The organism is Vibrio sp. 10N.239.312.D08 (assembly GCF_041466145.1).
GTDB classification, from domain to species: Bacteria; Pseudomonadota; Gammaproteobacteria; order Enterobacterales; family Vibrionaceae; genus Vibrio; species Vibrio crassostreae_C.
The window spans coordinates 16,675-40,827 of sequence record NZ_JBFSSD010000004.1; the positions used below are offsets into that span (position 1 = coordinate 16,675).

At 43.8% G+C, this 24,153-nt stretch carries 22 protein-coding genes; all 22 read left to right on the forward strand.

Annotated elements, in window-relative coordinates:
- The first annotated feature begins 65 nt into the window (after positions 1–65).
- The 22 genes from csrD (at position 66) to rng (ending at position 24,149) form a co-directional block, all read left to right on the forward strand.
- Positions 66–2,081: an RNase E specificity factor CsrD gene (gene csrD / locus AB6D58_RS03390; protein ID WP_372098519.1), complete on the forward strand. Its 2,016-nt coding sequence runs from the start codon at positions 66–68 to the stop codon at positions 2,079–2,081.
- Between the two features lie 2 nt (positions 2,082–2,083).
- Entirely contained in the window at positions 2,084–3,526 is a 1,443-nt protein-coding gene (locus AB6D58_RS03395; protein ID WP_017065934.1) for an MSHA biogenesis protein MshI, read from the forward strand.
- A complete protein-coding gene (pilO, locus tag AB6D58_RS03400) occupies positions 3,526–4,173 on the forward strand; it encodes a type 4a pilus biogenesis protein PilO (protein ID WP_017061345.1) in 648 nt (215 codons plus the stop codon). The genes AB6D58_RS03395 and pilO overlap by 1 nt, the downstream gene beginning before the upstream one ends.
- Positions 4,166–4,498 carry a hypothetical protein gene (locus tag AB6D58_RS03405; RefSeq protein ID WP_017061346.1) on the forward strand — a complete coding sequence of 111 codons (333 nt, stop codon included), beginning with the start codon at positions 4,166–4,168 and terminating at the stop codon, positions 4,496–4,498. Before pilO ends, AB6D58_RS03405 begins: the two co-directional genes overlap by 8 nt.
- A gap of 15 nt (positions 4,499–4,513) precedes the next feature.
- The gene (gene mshL, locus AB6D58_RS03410) at positions 4,514–6,151 is read left to right on the forward strand and encodes a pilus (MSHA type) biogenesis protein MshL (protein WP_102321221.1); all 1,638 of its coding nucleotides are present in this window, start codon (positions 4,514–4,516) and stop codon (positions 6,149–6,151) included.
- A gap of 53 nt (positions 6,152–6,204) precedes the next feature.
- Positions 6,205–7,044, forward strand: a complete 840-nt coding sequence (locus AB6D58_RS03415) for an ExeA family protein (RefSeq protein WP_017061348.1) — start codon at positions 6,205–6,207, stop codon at positions 7,042–7,044.
- A 2-nt stretch (positions 7,045–7,046) separates the two neighbouring features.
- Complete coding sequence (locus AB6D58_RS03420) at positions 7,047–8,222, forward strand: lipopolysaccharide assembly protein LapB (RefSeq protein WP_017068727.1); 1,176 nt, start codon at positions 7,047–7,049, stop codon at positions 8,220–8,222.
- Positions 8,212–9,936 (forward strand): GspE/PulE family protein, encoded by a 1,725-nt coding sequence (locus tag AB6D58_RS03425; protein WP_372156500.1) that lies wholly within the window; start codon positions 8,212–8,214, stop codon positions 9,934–9,936. Before AB6D58_RS03420 ends, AB6D58_RS03425 begins: the two co-directional genes overlap by 11 nt.
- 12 nt (positions 9,937–9,948) lie before the next feature.
- Positions 9,949–11,172, forward strand: coding sequence for a type II secretion system F family protein (locus tag AB6D58_RS03430; RefSeq protein ID WP_017061351.1), 1,224 nt, complete (start codon positions 9,949–9,951; stop codon positions 11,170–11,172).
- Positions 11,173–11,175: 3 nt separating this feature from the next.
- Entirely contained in the window at positions 11,176–11,631 is a 456-nt protein-coding gene (locus tag AB6D58_RS03435; RefSeq protein WP_017068728.1) for a hypothetical protein, read from the forward strand.
- Between the two features lie 79 nt (positions 11,632–11,710).
- Positions 11,711–12,286: a prepilin-type N-terminal cleavage/methylation domain-containing protein gene (locus tag AB6D58_RS03440; protein ID WP_372156501.1), complete on the forward strand. Its 576-nt coding sequence runs from the start codon at positions 11,711–11,713 to the stop codon at positions 12,284–12,286.
- Between the two features lie 35 nt (positions 12,287–12,321).
- The gene (locus AB6D58_RS03445; RefSeq protein WP_102332740.1) at positions 12,322–12,792 is read left to right on the forward strand and encodes a prepilin-type N-terminal cleavage/methylation domain-containing protein; all 471 of its coding nucleotides are present in this window, start codon (positions 12,322–12,324) and stop codon (positions 12,790–12,792) included.
- 152 nt (positions 12,793–12,944) lie between these two features.
- Positions 12,945–13,442, forward strand: coding sequence for a Tfp pilus assembly protein FimT/FimU (locus AB6D58_RS03450; protein ID WP_371706451.1), 498 nt, complete (start codon positions 12,945–12,947; stop codon positions 13,440–13,442).
- Positions 13,439–13,801, forward strand: coding sequence for a prepilin-type N-terminal cleavage/methylation domain-containing protein (locus tag AB6D58_RS03455; RefSeq protein WP_102332742.1), 363 nt, complete (start codon positions 13,439–13,441; stop codon positions 13,799–13,801). Before AB6D58_RS03450 ends, AB6D58_RS03455 begins: the two co-directional genes overlap by 4 nt.
- The gene (locus tag AB6D58_RS03460) at positions 13,801–14,523 is read left to right on the forward strand and encodes a PilW family protein (RefSeq protein ID WP_372156502.1); all 723 of its coding nucleotides are present in this window, start codon (positions 13,801–13,803) and stop codon (positions 14,521–14,523) included. Before AB6D58_RS03455 ends, AB6D58_RS03460 begins: the two co-directional genes overlap by 1 nt.
- On the forward strand, positions 14,513–14,974 hold the full coding sequence (locus AB6D58_RS03465; protein ID WP_371706453.1) for an MSHA biogenesis protein MshP: 462 nt from the start codon (positions 14,513–14,515) through the stop codon (positions 14,972–14,974). The genes AB6D58_RS03460 and AB6D58_RS03465 overlap by 11 nt, the downstream gene beginning before the upstream one ends.
- Positions 14,971–19,374, forward strand: coding sequence for a DUF6701 domain-containing protein (locus AB6D58_RS03470; protein ID WP_372156504.1), 4,404 nt, complete (start codon positions 14,971–14,973; stop codon positions 19,372–19,374). The genes AB6D58_RS03465 and AB6D58_RS03470 overlap by 4 nt, the downstream gene beginning before the upstream one ends.
- 150 nt (positions 19,375–19,524) lie before the next feature.
- Complete coding sequence (locus AB6D58_RS03475) at positions 19,525–20,568, forward strand: rod shape-determining protein (RefSeq protein WP_017068734.1); 1,044 nt, start codon at positions 19,525–19,527, stop codon at positions 20,566–20,568.
- A gap of 94 nt (positions 20,569–20,662) precedes the next feature.
- Complete coding sequence (gene mreC, locus AB6D58_RS03480) at positions 20,663–21,550, forward strand: rod shape-determining protein MreC (protein ID WP_004735927.1); 888 nt, start codon at positions 20,663–20,665, stop codon at positions 21,548–21,550.
- Positions 21,540–22,028: a rod shape-determining protein MreD gene (gene mreD, locus AB6D58_RS03485; RefSeq protein ID WP_017061361.1), complete on the forward strand. Its 489-nt coding sequence runs from the start codon at positions 21,540–21,542 to the stop codon at positions 22,026–22,028. The genes mreC and mreD overlap by 11 nt, the downstream gene beginning before the upstream one ends.
- Before the next feature lie 7 nt (positions 22,029–22,035).
- Positions 22,036–22,659 carry a nucleoside triphosphate pyrophosphatase gene (locus AB6D58_RS03490; protein ID WP_017062955.1) on the forward strand — a complete coding sequence of 208 codons (624 nt, stop codon included), beginning with the start codon at positions 22,036–22,038 and terminating at the stop codon, positions 22,657–22,659.
- A 20-nt stretch (positions 22,660–22,679) separates the two neighbouring features.
- Entirely contained in the window at positions 22,680–24,149 is a 1,470-nt protein-coding gene (gene rng / locus AB6D58_RS03495) for a ribonuclease G (protein ID WP_017061363.1), read from the forward strand.
- The last annotated feature ends 4 nt before the right edge of the window (positions 24,150–24,153 follow it).

Below are 24,153 nucleotides of genomic sequence, written 5' to 3' on the forward strand. Positions count from 1 at the left end.
CAACGTCAATTTATAGTATAAGTAGCAATACGGTATAATGTGAGTTGAAAAGGATTTCGTTATTCATGAGATATACCCCGACACTAAAATTGAGCACTCGATTGGTCGCATTTGTCACCGTGATAGTGATCAGTGCGATGTTCATTCTTTTTATTGGTGGCACACTTTCCTTTAAGCGTATTGGACAGGAATATTTAGACCATTATTTGGTTGGCATTGTCGACGTTGTAGATAAAGAGATGGAAGACCCTGACGCCGCGTATTCAATGCAGCGTTGGATGCCTAAGATGTTGCAGGCGAGCAATATTGTTGAGATGAAACTCTCGAACAAGACCGGCATCGTTTATCGTTTCAAAGATACCTCCCCACAAATTGATCCCAATCGTCTTTATGAGAAAAGCTTCATTTTAGAGCGTAATCAAGGCTACCGAATCGAATTTAAAGCACTTCCTCCTTATATTGGTTATAGCTACTCAATGGAAGCAATGTGGTCAATTACTTTGGCGGTTGCATTGATCCTTTTCTGTCTGGCTCGTGGTGTTCGTTGGTTGAAGGAACAGTTGATGGGTTCTGAGATCTTGGAAGAGCGAGGAAGAATGATCCTCGCAGGGCAAGTTGAGGCTCATGCAAAGGGAGATGAACTTGAATGGCCATACACGGCAAGTGAAGCCTTGGATGTCTTGATCGAAGAGCTGCAAGATGCTCGTCAAGAACGAAGTCGCTTTGATACCTTTATTCGTACCCATACTTTCCTAGATAAACTCACGGGAACGGCAAACCGAGTTTTATTCGATAATAAGCTGGAATCGGCACTGCATGAAAGTGGTGCTCGAGGCGGTGTGTTACTGATACGTATCGACGAATGGGAGCAAGTTAGTGATGCTAACGATAAGCAAACTACAGACGGCTTTATTATTGAAGTCGGTGAAGTACTGTCGAATATCGTTCAACGCTATCCCGATGTCATTTTTTCTCGCTATTACGAAGCGGACTTTGCTGTATTTATCCCTCATCAGGGCGCAAAAGATATTGCGACCTTGGCTGCTCAGTGTTTAAGGCAGTTAGATAAGCTAACTCCGCCAGAGCCTTTAGAGTCGGATAACTGGTGTCATATTGGTGTGACCATGTATACCGAAGGTGAGCGTCATAGCCAGATCATGGATGAAACGGAAACGGCACTAAAGAGTGCTCAGTTAGAGCGTATTAATAACTGGAGCCGTTACCCGAAAGAGAATAAGAATGAGCTTGATAGAGGCAGTGTTCGTTGGAGAACATTACTTGATAAAGCGCTGCTTCCTGAAAATTTAGTAATCTTTGCTCAGCGGTGTTATCTTATGCCGGAACCTGGTCAAGTTAATGAATTGCATAGAGAAATATTTACTAGAATTCAGGATCCTGACAAAGGTTTATTGAAATCGTCTCGATTTATGCCTGCGGTAGAGCAAGTGGGTTATCAAGCTCAAATGGACCAATCGGTTCTAAAGGTTGTGTTGAAATCGTTGAAAGAATCAACTCAACCTATCAACTATTCAGTGAATCTGAATGTTACCCCGTTTGCTAATAAACAGCACTTTAAGTGGTTTAGGAGTGAGTTGTTACAGCTCTCTGCTCAACACCGCTCTCAGCTTGCGTTTGAGTTTCCAGAAGGGCACTTGATTGCTCATCTTGATTATATGAGACCGGTGGCAAAGATGTTGCGAGGTTTAGGGTGTAAAGTTGTGGTTGGCCAAGCTGGGCGAACCATTGTTAGCACTCACTATATAAAGGATTTGAAGGTTAATTATATTAAGCTTCATCGAAGCCTAATAAAGAAAATCGACCAAAGGCATGAGAACCAACTGTTTGTTCGAAGCTTAATTGGGGCGTGTGGTGATTCTCCAACTCAAGTTATTGCCGTTGGAGTCGAGACAAAACAAGAAAAGAATACCTTGATAGAGTTAGGCATTAACGGCTATCAAGGGAGATATTTCGACGAAGAACAACAAATTATCCCTTTGCCTAATCAAGCAGAAAAAGCCGCGAAAGCGGAATCTGTTGTCAAAGTTGGACGAAGAAATCGATGGCGTAAGAGTAGTAGTTAAGAATGAATTTTAAAGCGATTTTAGACAAAATAAAGCCAACGAATAATAAAGGTAGCTCGCAAGTTGTCTTGCTGGGCAATGACGCCATTTATATTTCATCGACAGAACAAGATCCTCAAGTAGCCAGCATTCCCGTGGTTAATGGGGACTGGGAGAGTGCGCTAAAAAAATCGCTTAGCAGTGAGGCGTTTACCAGTAATAGCGTCCAACTGATTGTCTGTGCTAACTACTACCAAACCTACCAAATTGATAAACCGGACATTCCAGAGAGTGAATGGTCGGTAGCACTGCCTTTTTTACTCAAAGATCTTGTTTCAGAAAGAGTCACGGAAATTACTGCGAGTGCGGTCGCGTTACCAACGTCGAACAAGCTGCAAGTATATGTCCTGCCTAAAAAGCTGTTGGACAAGCTTTTGAATATCACTAATTCGGCTCAGGTTGAATTAATAGGTGTTGCTCCTGAAGATGAAATCTGGGGTTACAGTGCAGGCGAACTGTCTAATTTCATTCTTTTACAACGTAGCGTCAATTCACACTTTAAATTGGGTGCGTTTGTCGAAAATACCGTTTGTTTTCAAAGAACCATCCGCAGTGTTGTGCCACCTTTAACGGGTGTTGCGTCAAGTGCTCTGCAGTTAGATGGCCTCGCTTTAGAGCTTCAACGCTCGATTGATTACCTTTCTTCTCAAATTAAAGGCACCCAGCTTCACCAGCTTAAAATCTGTTGTGACGAAGAAGATGAAGCAGAGTTACAAAGTGCCTTAAACAGTACATTGAGCTCGACAGTTTCACTGTTGGTTGAAGGTGAGCGTGATAATTCAGAGAGTTTGTTGCTTAAACTTGCAGCTGAAAAAGAGACGTTTAAGGTCAATCTTTACCCTGAACACCTTAAGCCTAAAAAAGAATATTTTACGCTGACCAATGTTGTTGCGAGCTGGGGAGTAGTTTGTGTTTTGATGCTTGGTGGTTACTTCGCAATGCAGTATCAAGTTTCTAATCTAGATAAAGAGCTAACAGCCCTGCAACAAGACTCGAATCAACTTAACAAGCAAGTTAACCAATTGAATAGTAAGTTAACTCAGCATAAACCGTCTCCAGAGAAAGTCGCGGCGGTTGCGCGTCTCAAACGTGAGACTGAGGCTAAAAAAGAGGCTTTGAAGGCTGTTGGACAATACGACGAATCCCAACAAGTCGGGTATTCTGGCGTCATGAATTCCTTAGCTAAATTAGGCCGAAATGACATTTCTCTTTCGCACATCTACATGACCCACGATACTTTAGATCTTAGTGGCTTGGCTCGTAACGCAAATGTCGTTCCGAACTGGATTGGTCAGTTTAAAAGTGAGCTTAATTTAGTCGGACGCACTTTTGAAAAACTAAAAATTGGCCGTAATGATCAGGATGTGGTGACGTTTGAGCTAAGTACTCGTCGGGAGAGTAAATAATGCAGCAGTGGAACCAGCTGAGCGATAAGTTTCTTGCATTAAGTCAAAGAGAAAAATGGCTACTTTTTGTGTGTGGTTTTGTTGGCCTATCGATGTTGTTGTTCACCTTATTGGTTGAGCCTGCGTATCTCGATCTACAAGCTAAAAATGCCAAGGCGAGCAGCCTGACTCAATCGAATCAAAGGCAGCAAGGTGAGTTACTTGTTCTGCAAGCTCAGTTAAACAAAGACCCAGACAAAGAAATTAATCGAGAGTACAAAAAGCTGCTGGTGGAGAGCCAAGATCTCTCTCTTCAGCTTTCTCAGATTGTTGATGGATTAATCACACCTTCTCAAATGTCGCAGTTACTGGAGAGCGTTCTTAACGCCGGTAATGGACTAAAGCTTGAATCGCTAGAGTCATTAAAACCAGAAGCGATTTCGAACAATAAAGAGACCAGCGAATATTCAGGCTACTTTCTTCACCCTGTAAGAATGGAGCTAACCGGCAGTTACTTTGATATCTCAGCTTACCTTCAAGCACTTGAGTCTCTACCTGTGAGTTACTACTGGCGCACATTTGAATACTCAGTAGAAGAATATCCTAAAGCTCGACTGGTGTTCGAGGTTTACACATTAGGTACTAGACAGGAGTTTATCGGTGGTTAGAACTCTTTTGTTGTCCTTGCTATTTAGTAGCTCTTTTGTGTGGGCTGAGCAAGATCCCACGGCGCCATTAGGCTGGCTTTCACCTCAACAGAAAACGGCGCCTGCTAAGAAAGCACCAACTCGTTATCGCTTGCCTTCTTTAGAAAGCATCGTGTGTAAGGGAGATACGCCTTGCTATGCGATTATGAATGGTCAGATTCTCGGACAAGGGGAAACGATCAGAGGGTACCGAGTTAAGAACATAGATCCAGAATACGTCACTCTGCAGAGAAGCTCTAAGCAGTGGAAATTAGAGATGTTCTCTTTAGATGTTAAGAATAATTAAGGTTAGAGTGAAGACATGCGTAAACTTGTAGTAGCAATCCTAGTGTCATCTTTAGTCGGCTGTTCGATGGGGCATAGAGATCCTGTTGAGATTAAAGAGTCTTTAAACGAATCAATTAATGAAGCCAATAGCAGAGCGCTTCATGAGCTGCCTTCGTCGGTTCAAGATGACCTTATGCCTCAGCTTAATTCTGACTCGATGTCTCCGGGGATGGAAACGGTTAAGCGTTTTCGTATTCAGGCAAAAGGCGTTGAAGCGAGAACTTTTTTTGCCAGCTTAGTGAAAGGTACGGAATATAGTGCGGCTATTCACCCAAGTGTGTCTGGAAACCTTACGCTTAATCTAACGGACGTGACGTTAGATGAGGTACTGGCTGTTGCTCAAGATATGTATGGCTACGATATTGAAAAGCGTGGCAAAGTGATTCAAGTTTATCCTGCCGGTCTTCGCACCGTAACGATCCCTGTCGATTACTTACAAGTTAAGCGTTCTGGTCGCTCACTAACGACGATCACCACCGGCACGATCTCTAACTCAGATTCGAATTCATCGAGCTCTTCAAGCTCGAACTCAAACTCGTCAAATTCATCCAACTCTTCTAACTCATCGAATTCGACATCGAATGGCGGAACAGAGATTGAAACGACCTCTGAAAGTGATTTCTGGCCACAGCTTGAAGCGGCGGTTGCTCACTTAATTGGCTCGGGTGATGGGCAAAGCGTTGTCGTGACCCCGCAAGCGAGTGTGATTACAGTGCGTGCTTACCCTGACGAAATTCGTGAGGTTCGAGAGTTCTTAGGTATTTCTCAGAAGCGTTTGCAGCGCCAAGTTATCTTGGAAGCCAAAATCATGGAAGTGACCTTGAGTGACGGCTACCAACAGGGAATTAGCTGGTCGAATTTGTCTAAGTCGATTGGCAGCGGTGGCGTTGTAATTGATCGTCCGGCAAGTACTTTACCGCCGTTAGATGCAATCAGCTCTTTGTTAGGCGGACAAACTAACGTAACGATTTCAGATGGCAGCTTTGAAGCAGTTTTGAGCTTTATGGACACTCAAGGTGACCTTAATGTTCTATCGAGCCCGCGAGTCACGGCGGCAAATAACCAGAAAGCGGTTATCAAAGTGGGTACCGACGAATACTACGTAACAGATTTATCAAGTTCGGTCGGTAGTGGTGATGACGCGAATGTCGCACCTGAAGTTGAATTAACTCCGTTCTTTTCGGGTATCTCTTTAGATGTTACCCCTCAGATAGACGATAAAGGTAGCGTGTTCTTACATGTACACCCAGCCGTTATTGAGGTAGAGGAAGAAGTGAAAGAGCTCAACCTAGGTTCCACGACGGGCTTGGTGCAACTTCCTTTGGCGAAAAGCTCTATTCGTGAGTCTGATTCAGTGATTCGCGCCAAAGATGGAGATGTTGTGGTTATTGGTGGGTTAATGAAATCAAATACCAGTGATGTGACCTCTAAAGTTCCATTCCTCGGTGATATTCCAGCCTTAGGTCATTTGTTCCGTAACACCAATCAGTTAACGCAAAAAACTGAACTCGTGATCTTGCTTAAGCCAACGATCGTGGGTGTGAATACTTGGCAAAATGAGTTGGAGCGTTCACGTGATCTTCTTCAGCAGTGGTTCCCTGATGAAGAGTAATTGCTTACTTTCTCAATATAGAGTGGCAGTGTCTCACTAAGCTAGGTCGTCGTATGTATCAAGCTCACTTTGGTTTTGAACAACTGCCATTTACCTTAACGCCGAATACCGATTTCTTCTATGGTTTAGCGCCTCATTTCGAAGCGATTCAGACGGTAATCTCGGCGTTGGAAATGGGCGAGGGCGTGATTAAGGTGACCGGAGAGGTAGGCACTGGAAAAACCATGGTTTGCCGGATGTTGGTCAATCACCTACATGACTGTACAGCTCTGATCTATTTACCAAACCCTGTGTTATCAGGGGCAGACTTGCGCCAGGCGGTTGCAACAGAGCTTGGTTTAGCTGTCGATAATGAAGCAACCTTGGTTGATAACATTCAGCATAAGCTCATTGAATTGCACAATTCTGGTTTAAGAGTGGTGGCTATTCTTGATGAAGCTCAGGCTCTATCGGATGAAGCGCTCGAAACATTAAGGTTGTTTGGTAACCTTGAAACGGAAGATAAAAAACTGCTGCAGATTGTCTTATTAGGTCAGCCAGAATTGGATGCTCGATTAGAGGCGTACCACCTAAGGCAGTTTCGCCAAAGAATCACATTTAGTTCGACACTGAGACCGCTGAATCTCGATGAAACGGTGGCTTATATTGATAATCGAATCGCTAAATCTGGTGGTAGCCCTGAGTTATTCAGCTTGAATCAAAAAAAGGCGATCTGTCGTTCGTCGTTAGGTATCCCTAGATTGATAAACCAACTTTGCCATAAGGCTCTATTGCTTTCGTTCAGTGAAGATAAGAAAAGTATCGACAACCAACATCTTTTTTCAGCTATGCATGAAACGTACGATGTGTGTAAGCCTAAATTTAAAACGCCAATACTGTGGGGTTGGAATTAATTATGAGCGTCATTAACAACGCCTTGTCTGAATTGGCAAAGAAAAAATCAGCGACTTCGATTGAAGCGGCAGTCGTACCTAAAGTAAAAACGCGTTCCCCCCTAGTTTGGGTTGTTGCGGGTTTTACTTTGAGTTTAGCGATGGGCGGCTGGGCGATATCGCAAGGCCCTGTGATTGATCAGTCTATTGTTGAGCAGTCAATCTCAACTCGAGATTTACAGGTTCAAGTCTCTGTCGTTGATGATTCAAATGGCATTCAGGAAGTTGCTCAACCTATCTCATCGCCAACTAAGAAATTGGTGACACTAGACTCTGCGATCCTTTCAACAGAAAACACTGCGATGGCAAAAAGCGCTCAATCTAAGCCTAGTGTTTCCGAATCAGTTGTTATGTCTGCCCCAAAAGCGACAAAACAACAAACACCGGCTAAACCTCTAAGCACGCCTAAAACGATTAGGACTGACATCCCCCAACCAGTTTACGTTGCTAGTGTGGCCAAAAAAGATCCTGCGTCTATCTCTAATGAGCCTGTAGCCTCTGGTGATTCAGAAAATAGCGGAATGTTGATCGAACAGGTTGAGTTAACTCCGGAACAGCTATCTGTGAATGCACAAGGTCGAGCTCAGAAAGCGCTTGATGCGAACGATCTTACTGGTGCGTTGAAGGGCTACACTGAAGCTCTACGCTACACGCCACGAAATGAAGATGTCCGTCAGAAACTTGCGATTCTCTATTTTGGTAAAGGCGATACTCGCAAAGCCTATGAGCTTTATCAGTCTGGAATTAAGCTCAACATCAACAGTGAAAAATTGCGATTAGGGTTATCTAAACTGCTGGTTAAAGCGAATCAATCAGAAGCGGCGCTGAGCCCTTTAGTACACATGCCTCCGCATCCAACTCAAGAGTATCTAGCAATGCGTGCGGCGTTGAGCCAAAAATCACAGCAAGAAGAAATCGCACTCGAGAGTTATCAAAAGTTGGTTGAGGTCGATTCAGATAACGCTCGCTGGTGGTTGGGCTTAGCGATTCAGCAAGAACGCCAACTCGACTTCACGGCTGCTAAAGCGTCATACCAAGGTGCGTTAACCAGAGTCGGTATCTCATCTCAATCACAAAGCTTTGTGCGTGACCGGTTAAAAATACTCAATGCTTTAGAGGAGAGCGGCGATGCAAATTAGATTAAGAAAAAGACTTGGTGATTTGCTTGTCGAAGAAGGCATTATCACCGAGGCTCAAGTTGAACAAGCACTGGCCGCTCAGAAAAGTACTGGGCGTAAGCTCGGTGATGCGCTAATTGAGCTTGGCTTCTTGTCAGAACAGCAAATGCTGAGCTTTTTGTCGCAGCAGTTAGCGATTCCTCTTATTGATTTAAGCCGAGCCGTTGTCGATGTTGAAGCGGTACAGCTTTTGCCAGAAGTACATGCTCGTCGCCTTCGTGCCTTAGTGATTGGGCGCCAAGGTGACACTTTACGTGTTGCTATGAGTGACCCAGCCGATCTGTTTGCCCAAGAGTCTTTGCTTGGTCAGCTCGGCGATTACGCGCTGGAATTCGTTGTTGCTCAAGAAAGGCAATTGGTTGATGGCTTCGATCGCTATTATCGAAGAACCAAAGAGATCGCCTCGTTTGCAGAACAGCTTCACGCTGAACACCAAGTTAATGATGCCTTTGATTTCGATATCGCTGAAGAAGATAGTGATGAAGTTACCGTCGTTAAGCTGATCAACTCGCTATTTGAAGATGCTATTCAGGTTGGTGCTTCGGATATTCATATCGAGCCAGATTCAAACGTATTGCGTCTTCGTCAGCGTATTGATGGCGTACTGCATGAAACATTGCTGAATGAAGTGAATATCGCTTCTGCACTTGTACTGCGCTTGAAGCTGATGGCAAACCTCGATATTTCAGAGAAACGTCTTCCTCAAGATGGTCGCTTTAATATCCGATCTAAAGGTCAGTCGGTTGATATTCGTATGTCGACCATGCCAGTACAGCACGGTGAATCAGTGGTTATGCGTCTTCTTAACCAGTCAGCAGGCCTACGTAAACTAGAAGAGTCGGGCATACCGAGTGATCTGTTGGTTCGTCTGCGTCAACAATTGCGCCGTCCACATGGCATGATTTTGGTTACCGGACCAACCGGCTCAGGTAAAACAACAACCTTATACGGCGCGTTAAGTGAATTAAACGAACCGGGTAAAAAGATCATTACTGCGGAAGACCCGGTGGAATACCGCCTACCTCGTGTGAATCAAGTTCAGGTAAACTCTAAGATCAATCTCGATTTCTCTACTATCTTGAGAACCTTTCTACGTCAGGATCCCGATATTATTCTTATCGGTGAGATGCGTGACCACGAAACCGTTGAGATAGGCTTGAGAGCTGCACTGACCGGCCACTTAGTATTAAGTACGTTACATACCAATGATGCGGTAGACAGCGCGTTGCGTATGATGGATATGGGTGCTCCGGGTTACTTGGTCGCGAGCGCTGTTCGAGCAGTAGTCGCACAGCGATTAGTTCGTAAAGTGTGTACAGATTGTAAGGTTGAGGATGAGTTAGATGAACCTCGCAAGCAATGGCTGAGCGTCCGTTTCCCTAACCAAGTAGGTGTGCCGTTTATGAAAGGCCGTGGTTGCCAGAACTGTAACTTAACCGGTTACCGCGGGCGAATTGGTGTATTTGAAATGTTGGAGCTAGAGCAAAACATGATGGATGCGCTGAGAGCTAATGATGCGGTAGGTTTTGCTCAAAAGGCGAGACAGTCTGAAAACTATAAACCGTTATTGGCTTCTGCGATGGAATTGGCTCTGCAAGGTGTCGTGAGTCTTGATGAGATAATGCATCTTGGCGAAGGTGATGCGTCCGGTGCCACTGACCCAATTTATCTGTAGGGGTAGAATGATATGCCAACGTATCGTTATGTAGGTCGCAGCTCTGATGGTAGTCAAGTAAGTGGGCAATTAGACGCGAATAACGAAGATCTTGCTGCTGAAAGCTTGATGAGTAAAGGGATCATTCCAACCTCTATCAAACTGGGCAAAAGTGGTGGTTCAGTCTTAGATATGGATGTATCGAGTCTGTTCTTTCCGAGTGTACCGTTAGAGGTGTTGGTTCTGTTTTGTCGACAGTTATACAGCCTAACCAAAGCGGGTGTACCACTATTAAGATCGATGAAAGGCCTCACTCAAAACTGCGAAAATAAGCAGCTGAAAGCCGCCTTGGAAGAGGTGGTTGCTGAGCTAACCAATGGTCGCGGCTTAGCGGCGTCAATGCAGATGCACCCAAAGGTATTCAGTCCGTTGTTTGTCTCGATGATTGGCGTTGGTGAAAACACAGGCCGTCTAGATCAGGCTTTACTGCAATTAGCTGGATATTACGAACAAGAAGTTGAGACTCGCAAACGAATTAAGACTGCGATGCGTTACCCAACATTCGTGATCAGTTTTATCTTGATTGCAATGTTCATTCTTAACATCAAGGTTATTCCACAGTTCTCAAGCATGTTTGCGCGCTTTGGTGTCGACTTGCCGCTGCCTACTCGTATCTTGATTGGTATGTCTGAGTTCTTTGTGAATTACTGGGGCTTAATGCTTGGAGTGATCTTTGGTCTTATCTTCGCTTTTAAAGCTTGGGTGAAGACAGACAAAGGCTTGGAAAAGTGGGATCGATTACGCTTAAAAATGCCGGTCATTGGCGGGGTAGTGAATCGAGCACTGTTGTCACGCTTCTCGCGTACTTTTGCTTTGATGCTTAAAGCGGGTGTTCCACTGAACCAGTCGCTAGCGCTTTCGGCGGAAGCTTTAGATAACCGTTTTCTAGAGTTGCGAGTTCAAGCCATGAAATCGGCCATTGAAGCCGGTAGTACGGTTTCGTCGACCGCGATTAACAGCGAAATTTTCACACCGCTCGTGATACAAATGATCTCCGTCGGTGAAGAGACGGGTCGTATTGATGAGCTATTACTTGAAGTGGCTGATTTTTATGACCGCGAAGTCGATTACGATCTGAAAACCTTAACCGCCAGAATTGAACCCATTTTGTTAACCATCGTTGCAGGCATGGTGCTGATTTTGGCGCTAGGTATCTTCTTGCCGATGTGGGGAATGTTGGATGCGATCAAAGGCTAGTGAATGCTAAATAACCTACAACGCTCACGTTTTGTTATTTGGACAGTGGTTATTCTTTTTCTTATTGTCGGTGTGCTTTCGGCATTCAAAACGGTAGAAGAAGAAGCGACTAACACGGCATTTATCGTCGCGAGCAAGCGGATTTTAGAGCAAGCCAATTTGTTCAAACAGCAGTATTTGTTATCGGGTGCTGGGCAAGAAGAAGGCTCGGAACCCCCAAAGATCTACAGCAGAACTGGGTGGGTAATGCCTATCCAAGGTACGGAGCGAGACTGTAATTATTGGCTGGATCAATTATATCCTCAAGGGAGCATTTTAGGGCTAAGCTCTCCAAGAGTTGAAGATAAAAGTGACAACAGACACTTTCACTGTAGTTATCATTATACTGATAAATATCAGGTAGATATATTGCTTGAAAGAGAAAGGTTTAGTGTAAAAGCCAATATTTTGGCTTTGTGAAAATATTGACAGTTTTAGTATGGTTTTATACGTGCGCGAATGTATAATGCGCGTTAATAATTAGATGAGTAGGTAGAAAATGCTTAAGGATCAAAAGGGTTTCTCCCTTGTCGAATTAGTGATAGTGATCGTAGTTGTTGGTTTATTGGCGGTCGCTGCGTTGCCTCGTTTTCTTGATGTGACGGATGAAGCCAAGAAATCCAGTATTGAAGGTGTCGCTGGTGGCTTTGCAACGGCTGTTTTGTCAGCAAGAGCACAATGGGAAGCGGAAGCAAGGCCGTCAGAGAAGATAGGTGTTGAAACATACAATACTGTAAACTATGATGGTGTTGATTTTTGGTTAACAAGATCAAAAAACAGTAACAACGTCGAGACCGACTTTCGTGATGGCTATCCGTGGACTCTGAACAATAATTCGAGCACTGCTCCACAAGATATTTCAGATGAAACATGTTCTGAGTTGATGGAAAACTTGCTGCAAAATCCACCTAAAGTAGGTGCGGTTTCAGATGTCGCTAATGACTCAAATTACAAATATTCAGCGCAAGCGAATTCAGGTGATGCAACCTGTACTTACGTTCAATTAGAAGGTAGTACAGAACATGAATTTGTTTACGAAATTAAAACTGGTCGTGTGACCGTAACTTTGCAGTAAGTCTGCGTAAAATTAAACATAGAGAGAGCTAAACTATGAAAAGACAAGGCGGTTTCACCCTAATCGAACTAGTGGTTGTAATTGTTATTCTAGGTATTCTTGCTGTAACTGCGGCACCACGCTTCCTAAACCTGCAAGATGATGCTCGTGAGTCTTCACTCCAAGGTCTAAAAGGTGCAATTGATGGTGCTGCTGGTATTACTTACGGTAAAGCTGCTGTTGAGGGATTAGAAGCTATTTCTTCAGGACAAAACGTCGAAGGCATTGATATTGCCTTCGGTTACCCAACTGCAACATCTACAGGTATTGGAGCTGCTGTTGTTGGCCTAAATGATGACTGGGAAGACGTTACTAGTGGTGGTTCAGGTACTATCTCATTCAGCTTTTCTGGAGCAGATGTTGGTGAAGATGAGTGTATCGTTACTTATACTCAAGCAACAGGAACAACTGCTGATACAGCTGCATCTACATCAGTGACTCTTGGTGCTGGTTGTAATGGTAACTAAATAGCTTGCTACGGTAAGCTAGAGGTCGGCATTTGCCGGCCTTTTTTATTTTAGGAATAAACTAATAAATCTCTAATATTCACAATAGATATATTCATTGTTTTTATTCTATCTTGTAATGTAGAGCTGCGATTGAGCTACTTAGGATGTATATGGACATAAAGCCAAACAAAGGTTTCACTCTTGTTGAATTGATCGTAGTGATTCTTTTACTTGCTATTATTTCAGCGACAGCTATTAGCCGGTTTGGAGGTCGCCAAGTCTACGAATTGTATGCTCTTCAAGAACAGACATCTTCTGTCATCCGACAAATTCAGCTCAATCGAATGCAATCCAATATGGATATGTCTGTGTCAGGTGCTGAAAGCTTACGTTTAGTAGCTGCGAACAATTGTATCGGTTCGCAATCTGCTTGTGATAACACATCTGAAACAAGAAGTGATGTTATCGTTAGTGATGATTATAGTTTCGCGTCTGTACCTTCCTCTAATTACTCTTCGCCAATCGAATTCAGCCTTTTAGGTAATCCTGAAAATACCGCCTCATCTGGTGTTCAAATTACGATTTTATCCAATAATAGTTCAGACAGAGCTTGGGTTTGTGTTAACTCTCAAGGTTTTGTTTATCCAAGTAATCAGGTATGCCCATGAAGTACGTAAATAGTGGCTTTACTCTTATCGAGTCGATCATTGTTATTGTACTACTTGGTTTTGCAATGCTCGCATTTTCTACTTTTCTTGCACCACAATCTGCGCTTTCAGGGCAAGTAAATTATTCCAACCGAGCTTCGGCATTAGGTCAAAGTATTATGACCGATCTGTTAGCTCGAGATTACGGAACGGTGAGCTCAGGTACTCCAATTGAACTCGGCAGCACTTATACTAATTTTGATGTGGATTTGGTTGTTGCCAACGATACCCCAACTGCTTCGATGCAGAAATTTACCTTAACAATTACCGCAAGCAATAATCCTCCTATCACTTTAGTTGCTTATAAAGGGGAGTATTAATGAAAGGGAAAGGGTTTACGCTTATAGAGATGATTTTAGCTATTGTCATCTCAAGTATCGTTTTGCTTGGTGTCGCGAATTTTACTGAACTCGGTATGAGAAGCTATTTTGGCTCTGTAGAGCGCTTTCGGCTACAAACCGAAGCTAGGTTTGTACTGGAAAAGCTTTCGCGTGAAGTGAGGCATGCTGTACCTAATCTGTTTCCTGCTTCTGTAAGTAGCGGTTGCGTATCATTTTATCCAATTGTTGATTCGGGTTTTTACGCTACCTCGGGGGCAGACATTAACTTTCTAGTTAGTGATACTGGAGCGACAAGTAGTTCATTACAATCTATGTCATTGGTTATAAATCCGACTAGACCACATACGGATATCAACAACCTAAATAATGTATACCCTCTTGATAGTGTGGTTCCTCCGAGCGTATCTACTGCATACTTTTCTATTCCAAATGGAGCTAACACTCTTGTCAGTGAATCTGTAGGTAAAAGGCACTACATTTTTGACTCAAATAACCTTGTGGAGTATTGCCTTGCGAATAGTAATTTACTAACTCGTAATGGTGTCACAATAAGCGATCGAGTTATGAGTGAGAATAGCACTCTGAGTTATCAACCTGCGGATGTTCAGAGTAACGGTGTTGTTGAGTTGATTCTCGAGTTTGCAGAAAATAATGAGTCCACAGTGTTTGAACTAGATATACAGGTGATTAATGTCCCGTAAATCAACCCAAAAAGGTAGTGCGTTAGTCATTGTCATCTTTGTTATCGTGGTGCTTGGTTTCTTAGCGACAAGTTTGAGTCGAACGAGTTGGTCTGATAATGATTCAAACACTCGAGTTGTACTTGGCACACAAGCTTGGTTGCTCAGTCACTCTGTTAATGAATATGTTATGACTCAGTTTTATCCGGATCCTGATCCTCAGGCTTCTTCTGCTGTTGCTAGTGTTTGTAGCAGCAATGATCTCCAACCCGGAGGTGGGATTTTTACGGTAGCAAGCTCTATTGTTGATACGGCTTCGGTGAATTGCTCTCTTGAGCGAGTGCAGTGTTCCAATCGAGGAGAGCTTGATGGCTTTGTTTTCTATGTTCTAGAGTCTTCGGTAATTTGCGGTTCTGGTGTGAGCCAAGTGCAACGTAATCAAGAAGTGTGGGTGAAGGAGTCAATACGATGAAAGCATGTAGATATATTTTAGTTGCCTGTTTCTGCCTATTCCCTTTGATCGCGACAGCGTCGACTTGTAACGTAGATCCGAGCGGTGAATTTAAAATATCATTTAATATCAATTCCGCCCAGCTTGTTGAATCTGTGTTTGCAGAGCAAGAGCCCGGAAATAACCGCCCGGAATACACCATCTGGACCAATGATATTAATGAGCCTACGGTGGGAGATACGCCCTTTATTCGCGATCCTCGTTACATGGTTGGTGGGGGAGACTATAGTGTTCAACTGATTTATCAGCCGGGAGCGGGAAATGATGCCGGAACCGCAGACTACTACGTTGACGATGGGCAGGGTTTTACTTTTTTAGGCAATTACCCCGCAGACTTTAAAGGTATTCACCCGCAAAGCGTCGATATTAATAGTGGGGACAGTACTGAACTAGAATGTGACAGCTCGGATATCGAGCCACCGCCGGTTTATTCAAACGATGCTCAGTATGAATTTGGTATCGTTCAGTGCTCTGGTGGAGAATGTAAGATCCCACTGACTCAGTCTTATACCAACACGCCACTGGTGTTTGTGATGCCAACCATTGATTCAAGTGCCCCTGACGCGGATGCTCCTGCAACGTTAATGGTTACCGAGGTAAGCAAAACCGAAGCGACCATCAAGCAGATTAAGGCGCCAAAGAATGGCGGTGGTTCAGATTTAGATAGCCAACCGATAACAGAAGTCAGTTACCTTGCGATTGAGCCCGGTGTGGCCGATTTTAATGGCCATGAAGTCATAGCGGGTTATTTGAACACCGATGCAGCCAGTGCTAAATCAGGCTCAAATAGTAATGATAGAGTCCTTTATAGCGATTTTGGCGGAGCTGGCTTTTCTTCTAATCCGGTGGTATTGCATCAAATTCAAACTCGAAATAACAATGATAAATGGATGACCTCTGGCAAGGTTAGGCGAACCGATGAAACGTCATACATTGATTTGTTTTTGGAGCTAAGTGCTTCTCACCGCAGTAACGATGATTATGACGATGAGAAGATCGCGTTTTTAGCGACGTTAGCCACCAATACTAACCTTGATGTTGATGGTTTTAAGGTTCAATTTGCAAGAGGGTATGATACGCCAAGTCAAAGCGGTAATGACCCAATGTTGGATGGTTGTGAGGATAAGTATGCTACCACCTCTCTAACGAATATTGACGGGATCATAGCTAATAAACAAGAGAGGGCTGGTGGACACGGAGGCTGGCTACGTCGATGTAACATTAACACGAACCAAGTTAGCTTTGTTGTAGATGAGGACTTTAGAGACCGCACGCATATTCCGGAAGAAGTGGGTTACTTTGCGTTTGAGTTACCTGAGGTGGTTCCTGTTGCCAACGTGTGTAACTTGTTTCCCGAGCCCATTCAGAGTTGGACTGGTGTGAATAGCTCATTGACGGTTACCAGCCAGCAAACAAAATTTAGCGGCTGGTCTAATAACTATATTAATCAATCTTTAAAAAAGGTCTCTGAAGGCTATGAGCTCTTTAATGATAAATGGACAACAAAAGATGACTTTTTATTATTGGGTTTTGATGATGCGAGTGAGTTTTATCATATTTATAATTTTCCAGTGTGTGATGAACATCAATGTGATGTTGGTAATAATGATAGCCAACTTGAATTAAGAAAGATTAAAGGCAGTTACGTAACCTCTATTGCAGAAAAAAATCCATCAGAAAGTTTAACCATTACGGGCAAGGCTTCGGATATTTTGCAGAGCTGCGGAGCGGACTCAGAGATATGTTCTTACCAAATTAACGGTGAAACAATAGATGTTTTCATTGAGAGTAACTTGTCTAAGCTCGTTATCAACAAGCAGGGGAATGATTATAATCTAGTTCGAGTCGTCTTAGATGAAGACAGTTATATCTCAGATGTTAAAGTTAGTGGAGGGGCGGGTGTAGAACTGGTTTTTCCTGATAATTCCACGGTGACCTTTGATAATTATGAGCATGATGCAGGAGATTTGGTATATGCCTTTGAGGGCAACTCTCAAATAAATGTGATAACACGTATGAAGTTTAACTTGGCAGTTGATATACAATCTGACTTCGCTTATCCCATTATATACGCTCCTAAAGGTGAGGTCATATTTGACGTTGGGAACTCTACTTTCAAAGGATTTATTCTCGCAGATACTGTAGATTTAAATCAGACAGCTATTCATGGTGCCGTGACAGCGAGAGTCGCCGTGCTTGATAATGGTGTAACGATAATCAAACCTGATTATTCTTGTGAACCCCCAGTACAGCAAGGATTATTGATTGTAGAACCTCAACAATTATACAGCCTAACCTGTGAGCGAATTCCGGTTGAGTTTCGCCTAGAAGAGAATGGCGAATTGGTCGACTCTAATGAGCAGTTTGAAGCGACGGTAACCCCAACGGGAACGCGATGGTGTACGGGTGAAGCTAACAATGCGTGTGAAACTCCGGATTATACGTTTGATGGTGGCATTCGAACCTTGTATTTAGACTCTGATACGGTTGGTAGTTTCAGTGTTGGGGGAGTCTACGATTCAGAGCCCGCAACATCGACACAAGTTTTTTATGTGCCCTATAAGTTTGATACAAGCCCAAGCCAAATACATATGAATGCAGCTCAAGACTCTCAAGAGTTAGTGGTAGAGGTGACGGCTCAAGCTTGTGATCAAGGCGTTGTTAGCCCAGTAAATGGCTATACTAAAAACTTATCATTTGATGCTTCTAAAGATTACTTTCTTGAAATGCCTACCCCTGAAGATGGATCACTTGATGACTTCTCAGTTACAGATCTAAATTTTGATAATGGTGGTGCTACAACTGAAGTAAATTGGAGCAATGTTGGGCAAGTTAATGTAGTTATCAATGATCCTAGCTTTGATTGTTCTGAAATTGAAGGGTGTCCTATTTATGAACAGCCTGATTCCGCAAGTTCGGGGTTGGTTGGTAGCTTTGTTGTCAAATCTAAACCTTATGAGTTTGCTGTATGTACTGATAGCGATTCAAGTGGAACGAGTACAGAATCCAGTAGTAGTGGCTTTGTTGCAGCGGGGGAGAGCTTTGATGTGGACGTGAAACCCATGATTACCGGAGCTAATGTAAATTCCGTATGTTCAAATAATGTAGGTGTTCCTTCGAATTATTTTGTGTCTCAAGCTTCGATCAGTGTTTCCCATTATTTAGACACACCAAGTGAGGGTGTACTTGGCTATTTGATGCCCGACACGATATCTCCGAGTATTTCAATTAGTGATCAGTCAAATGGTGGGTACCAACTTGATGGGTTAACCTACTCAGAGGTAGGAAGTTTTGAATTGGTTGCAATTGAAACGGGTAACTTTTATAGCACCATTGCCCCTCCAAATGGTGATTCAGGTGTCACTGGGTCTAAAACTATCGGCCGTTTTTACCCTAAATACTTCATACAAGGCTCCCCAGAATGGAATGTCGCTAACCAAAATGATATTGCATACCTAAGTCAACCTTATGATTCTACAGTTCACCAAGTGTATCCAATGGCATCAGGTGAGAGCGATACGGATAATGCGCTCAATAACTACAGGTTCTTCAGCTCAGATCTGCAAGCTAGTTTTGGTATTTTGGATGATGCCAGTGTCGATAATGGCTTTTTATTGGATACTGGAGCAGGCACTTGGTCTGCTGATCGTAAGCATTGGTTGTTGAACGATAGTGCCGCTGTTCTTCAGCGAGTTACGGATTCAGATGACGTTAGCCGCAGAGATGCACCGTTTAATACTTCAGATGCTAACTCCACTATTACCCACTTTGGCTTGACTGTTGCAGGAGTTGATCCTGTTTCATTTACTGACTCTGATATTTTGACTGATTCTGTCGAGTTTCCGGTCCAGCCTCCAGCTCGTTATGGTCGAATGGTGCTAGATGATATTGGTGGCAATTCTGATACTACTCTAACTATTCCATTGCGCGCTGAGTTCTGGGATGGCAGCGAGTTTATTGTTAACGAGGATGATGACCGCAGTACCTTCAATGGGGCTAATACTTGTAAACAAGTTATTTGGCACAGTGAAGGGGCGGCAACCACTTTAGTTTCACTTAACGGTAGTGGAAATGTGGATGATGGAGAAGAAGAGGTCACAGCAAATCAAAATACGCCAGCAGGAACAGACGCGCCACGTGAGCAAGTTCGTCTGTGGTTAAGAATGGATGACTCAGAGCCAAACACTAGAACTGGTGAAAACCCTATTACCTGCTCAGGTAGCGATCAAGAGCAACCATGGCTGCGCTACAACTGGAGACAGTTAGGTGATGAAGATCCCTCCACCGTCGTCACATTTGGTATCTACCGTGGTAACGATCGTGTGATCTACCGAGGTGAAAGTGGCTTAACAGGTCAGTAATAATATAATTTTTGCCCCTTAAGTTAGGAATCTGTAAGAAATTGCGGGTTTCAGTCCATGTTTGCACTTCAATGCCTTGCCGTAACAGCAAGGCATTGGTACATTTAGTGCAATTTTTGTCTTCTAATTCTTGCAGGATGAGCGAAGAATATGTTTAAAAAACTTCGTGGCATGTTTTCAAACGACCTATCGATTGATTTAGGTACAGCCAATACCCTTATTTATGTAAAAGGCCAAGGCATTGTTCTTGATGAGCCTTCAGTTGTCGCTATTCGCCAAGATCGTGCGGGTTCTGCAAAGAGTGTCGCTGCTGTTGGCCACGCTGCTAAGCAAATGCTTGGTCGTACGCCTGGTAACATCTCAGCGATCCGTCCAATGAAAGACGGTGTAATTGCCGACTTTTACGTAACGGAAAAAATGCTTCAGCACTTCATCAAACAAGTGCATGACAACAGTGTGCTTAAACCAAGTCCTCGTGTTTTGGTTTGTGTACCTTGTGGTTCAACACAGGTTGAGCGTCGTGCTATCCGTGAATCAGCGTTAGGTGCTGGTGCTCGTGAGGTTTACCTAATCGATGAGCCTATGGCTGCTGCGATTGGTGCTGGCCTACGTGTCTCTGAGCCAACAGGTTCAATGGTTGTTGATATCGGTGGTGGTACTACTGAAGTTGCGGTTATCTCACTGAACGGTGTGGTTTACTCGTCTTCTGTTCGCATTGGTGGTGACCGTTTTGATGAAGCGATCATCAACTACGTTCGTCGTAACTACGGCAGCTTGATCGGTGAAGCGACAGCAGAGAAGATCAAACACGAAATCGGTTCAGCTTACCCTGGCGATGAAGTCAATGAGATCGAAGTACGTGGTCGTAACCTTGCTGAAGGTGTGCCTCGTAGCTTTAGCCTAAACTCAAACGAAATCCTTGAAGCACTTCAAGAACCTCTATCTGGCATCGTATCTGCAGTCATGGTTGCACTTGAACAGTGTCCACCAGAGCTGGCTTCTGATATCTCAGAAAACGGTATGGTACTAACAGGTGGTGGTGCACTGCTTAAAGACCTTGATCGCCTGTTAACAGAAGAAACAGGTATCCCTGTTGTTGTTGCAGAAGAGCCATTAACGTGTGTTGCTCTAGGTGGCGGTAAAGCTCTAGAGATGATCGACATGCACGGCGGCGATCTGTTCAGCGAAGAATAATATCTAGTGTTAGGCTCTTTTCTTATCTAGTTTTATGTAAAGAGCCTAGGACCTTGTCTATAGGATCAAATGTAGCTCTAGGACCAAATATAGAATGAAGCCAATTTTTGGTAGAGGTCCCTCTCTACAATTGCGCCTGTTTTTTGCTGTAATTTTATCAGCCAGCCTTATGCTGGCTGATAGTCGTTTAGATGCTTTCTCAAATGTTCGCTATCTATTAAACAGCATGGTTGCGCCTATTCAATATGCAGCCAACTTGCCTCGCACTATGTTCGATGGTGTTTACGACCGTTTTAGCACTCGCAAAGGGTTAATTGAATCTAACCATAATATTAAACGAGAAGTCTTGCGTCTGAAGAGCGAGCTGATTCTGCTTGAGCAATATCAAGAAGAAAACAAGCGCCTTCGTAAGCTGTTAGGCTCGCCGTTTATCCGTGATGAGAAGAAAGTCGTCACAGAAGTTATGGCGGTAGACACTTCACCATATCGCCATCAAGTCGTGATCGACAAAGGTCAGATTGATGGGGTGTATGAAGGTCAGCCGGTGATCAACGAAAAAGGCATTGTCGGCCAAGTCACTTTCGTTGCTGCTCATAATAGTCGTGTATTACTACTCACTGATGCAAACAATGCGATTCCTGTTCAGGTTATTCGTAATGACATCCGTGTGATTGCTTCGGGCAATGGCATGATTGATGAGATCCAGCTAGAGCACATTCCAACCAGTACCGATATACAAGAAGAAGATCTGTTGGTGACATCAGGTCTTGGTGGGGTATATCCAGAAGGTTATCCAGTCGCCTATGTTACGGCCGTTGATTACGACCCGAAACGTGAGTTCGCTGTGATTAAAGCAGAGCCTGTGGTTGAGTTCGATAAGCTCAGATACCTGCTGCTTGTATGGCCTGATGAAAACAAACAGATGCAAGCGGATCAATCGAGCATAGAACAAGCATTGTTAGAGGGCGAAGATGGCCAATAGCGTTTTGAGAAGCAAGGTAGTAATTTTCTGCTCATTTTTAATAGCACTGATTCTGCAGACGATCCCTTGGCCTGGTAGCTTAGATTTATTTAGACCATCTTGGTTACTGCTGGTTACGTGTTACTGGGTTTTGGCTCTACCGCATCGTGTTAACGTGGGTAGTGCTTTGATTTTAGGCTTATTGTGGGACCTTTTGATCGGCTCTACTCTGGGTATTCGAGGCATGATGATGGCAATAGTGATGTACATTATTGCGATGAACTTCCTCGTCATTCGTAACATGGCGTTATGGCAGCAAGCGATGATCATTGCCGCGTTAACGGTCTTGTTTGAGGTGTTGATCTTCTTTGGTGAATATTTGATCCAAGATGTTGTTTTCAATCCGTTATCGTTATGGAGCGCATTGATAAACTGTATACTTTGGCCTTGGATGTTTTTATTAATGAGACGCGTGCGTCGCCATTGGCATGTGAGGTAGCGTGACGATGGAAAAGAAACATTTAGTTTTGGCATCCGGCTCTCCACGCCGCAAAGAATTGCTATCTCAACTCGGTTATGAGTTTTCTGTCCTCGTAACCGATGTTGAAGAGTGTAAACACGCTCAAGAAACCGCCGAAGAATATGTTAAGCGACTATCTTTAGATAAAGCTTTAGCTGCGTTGTCTTTATTAAAAGATAACCCTTCTGAAAGGCAGCATGTCGTTCCTAGTTCTGATACTGTAGATAATGGCTCTGATATAGTCGTTCTTGGTTCTGATACCGTCGTTGTTAGTCAAGGGCAAGTGCTTGAGAAACCCACCGATTTTGCTGACTCTAAGCGCATGCTTACTCAGTTAGCGAATGAACGTCACCAAGTGATGACGGCGGTTTCTGTGGTTTCAGAAGAAAAACAAAGAACAGAAATCATTATTACCGACGTATGGTTTAAACCCCTCAGTGAAAAAGAAATAGAACAATACTGGCAAACAGGGGAGCCATGCGATAAAGCCGGTAGCTATGGGATCCAAGGTTTGGGCGGACGCTTTGTTACCCGAATTGAAGGTAGTTATTACGCCGTTGTCGGCTTACCTTTATTTGAAACGGACCAGCTACTGCAAGAATTCTTATAATTACTAATCTGAGGTGCACCATGAGTGCTGAATTGTTGCTGAACGTGACCCCGAGTGAAACTCGTGTGGCCATGATTGAAGGGGGGGCTCTTCAAGAGATCCATGTCGAACGAGATGCTCGACGCGGTATCGTAGGAAATATCTATAAAGGACGTGTAAGCCGTGTTCTTCCGGGAATGCAGGCGGCTTTTGTGGATATAGGCCTTGAAAAAGCAGCTTTTTTACACGCCTCTGATATTGTTCCACACACTGAATGTGTTGCTGAAAATGAAAAGAAGCAGTTTCAAGTTCGTGACATTTCAGAGCTTGTTCGTCAAGGGCAAGACATTGTGGTGCAAGTGGTCAAAGATCCTCTTGGAACTAAAGGTGCCCGCCTAACCACGGATATCACTCTACCGTCTCGTTATCTGGTGTTTATGCCGGGCGCAAGTCATGTCGGCGTTTCCCAACGAATCGACAGCGAGTCTGAGCGTAACCGTCTTAAAAAAGTCGTGTCTCGTTACTGTGACGAACACGGTGGCTTCATCATCCGTACTGCGGCTGAAGGCGCTGACTCGAATGAACTTGCACAAGATGCCGCTTTCTTGAAGCGACTTTGGCTAAAGGTTCTTGAGCGTCGTGGTAAACACAAAGCGCGCACTCGCTTGTATGGTGAACTTTGCCTAAGCCAACGTATCTTGCGTGATTTTGTCGGTACTGAGCTGAGTAAGATTCAGGTCGATTCTCGTCTAGAGTATGAAAACCTAAAAGAGTTTACCTCTGAATACGTGCCAGAGCTGACAGACAAGCTTGAGCTGTATGAAGGTGATAAACCTATCTTTGATATGTACGATACCGAGAACGAAATTCAGCGTTCATTGGATCGTAAAGTCGAATTAAAGTCTGGTGGATATTTGATTATTGACCAAACTGAAGCGATGACCACGGTTGATATCAACACTGGCGCGTTTGTTGGTCGCCGTAATCTAGAAGAGACGATTTTCAACACCAATGTAGAAGCGACTCAAGCGATTGCTCGTCAGCTGCGTCTACGTAACTTAGGTGGCATCATCATTATCGACTTTATTGATATGTTGTCTGAGGAACATCGTAAGCGAGTACTAACTTCTTTAGAGGCTGCGCTCGACAAAGACCGTGTGAAAACCAATATTAATGGCTTCACGCAGCTTGGGTTGGTTGAGATGACTCGTAAACGTACTCGTGAAAGTATTGAGCATATCCTATGTTCGAGCTGTCCTGCTTGTGAAGGCCGCGGCAGTGTGAAGACAGTTGAAACCGTTTGTTATGAAATTCTTCGAGAGATCACGCGAGTGAATCGTGCGTACGACGCCGATAAATTTGTGGTCTATGCGGCAGCTGCCGTAGCTGAGGCGTTAGAGGGCGATGAATCTCATGCGCTTGCGGAGCTTGAAGTCTTTATTGGTAAGCAAGTTAAAATCCAGGCTGAGCCTCTGTACATACAAGAGCAGTTTGATGTTGTTATGATGTAATGGA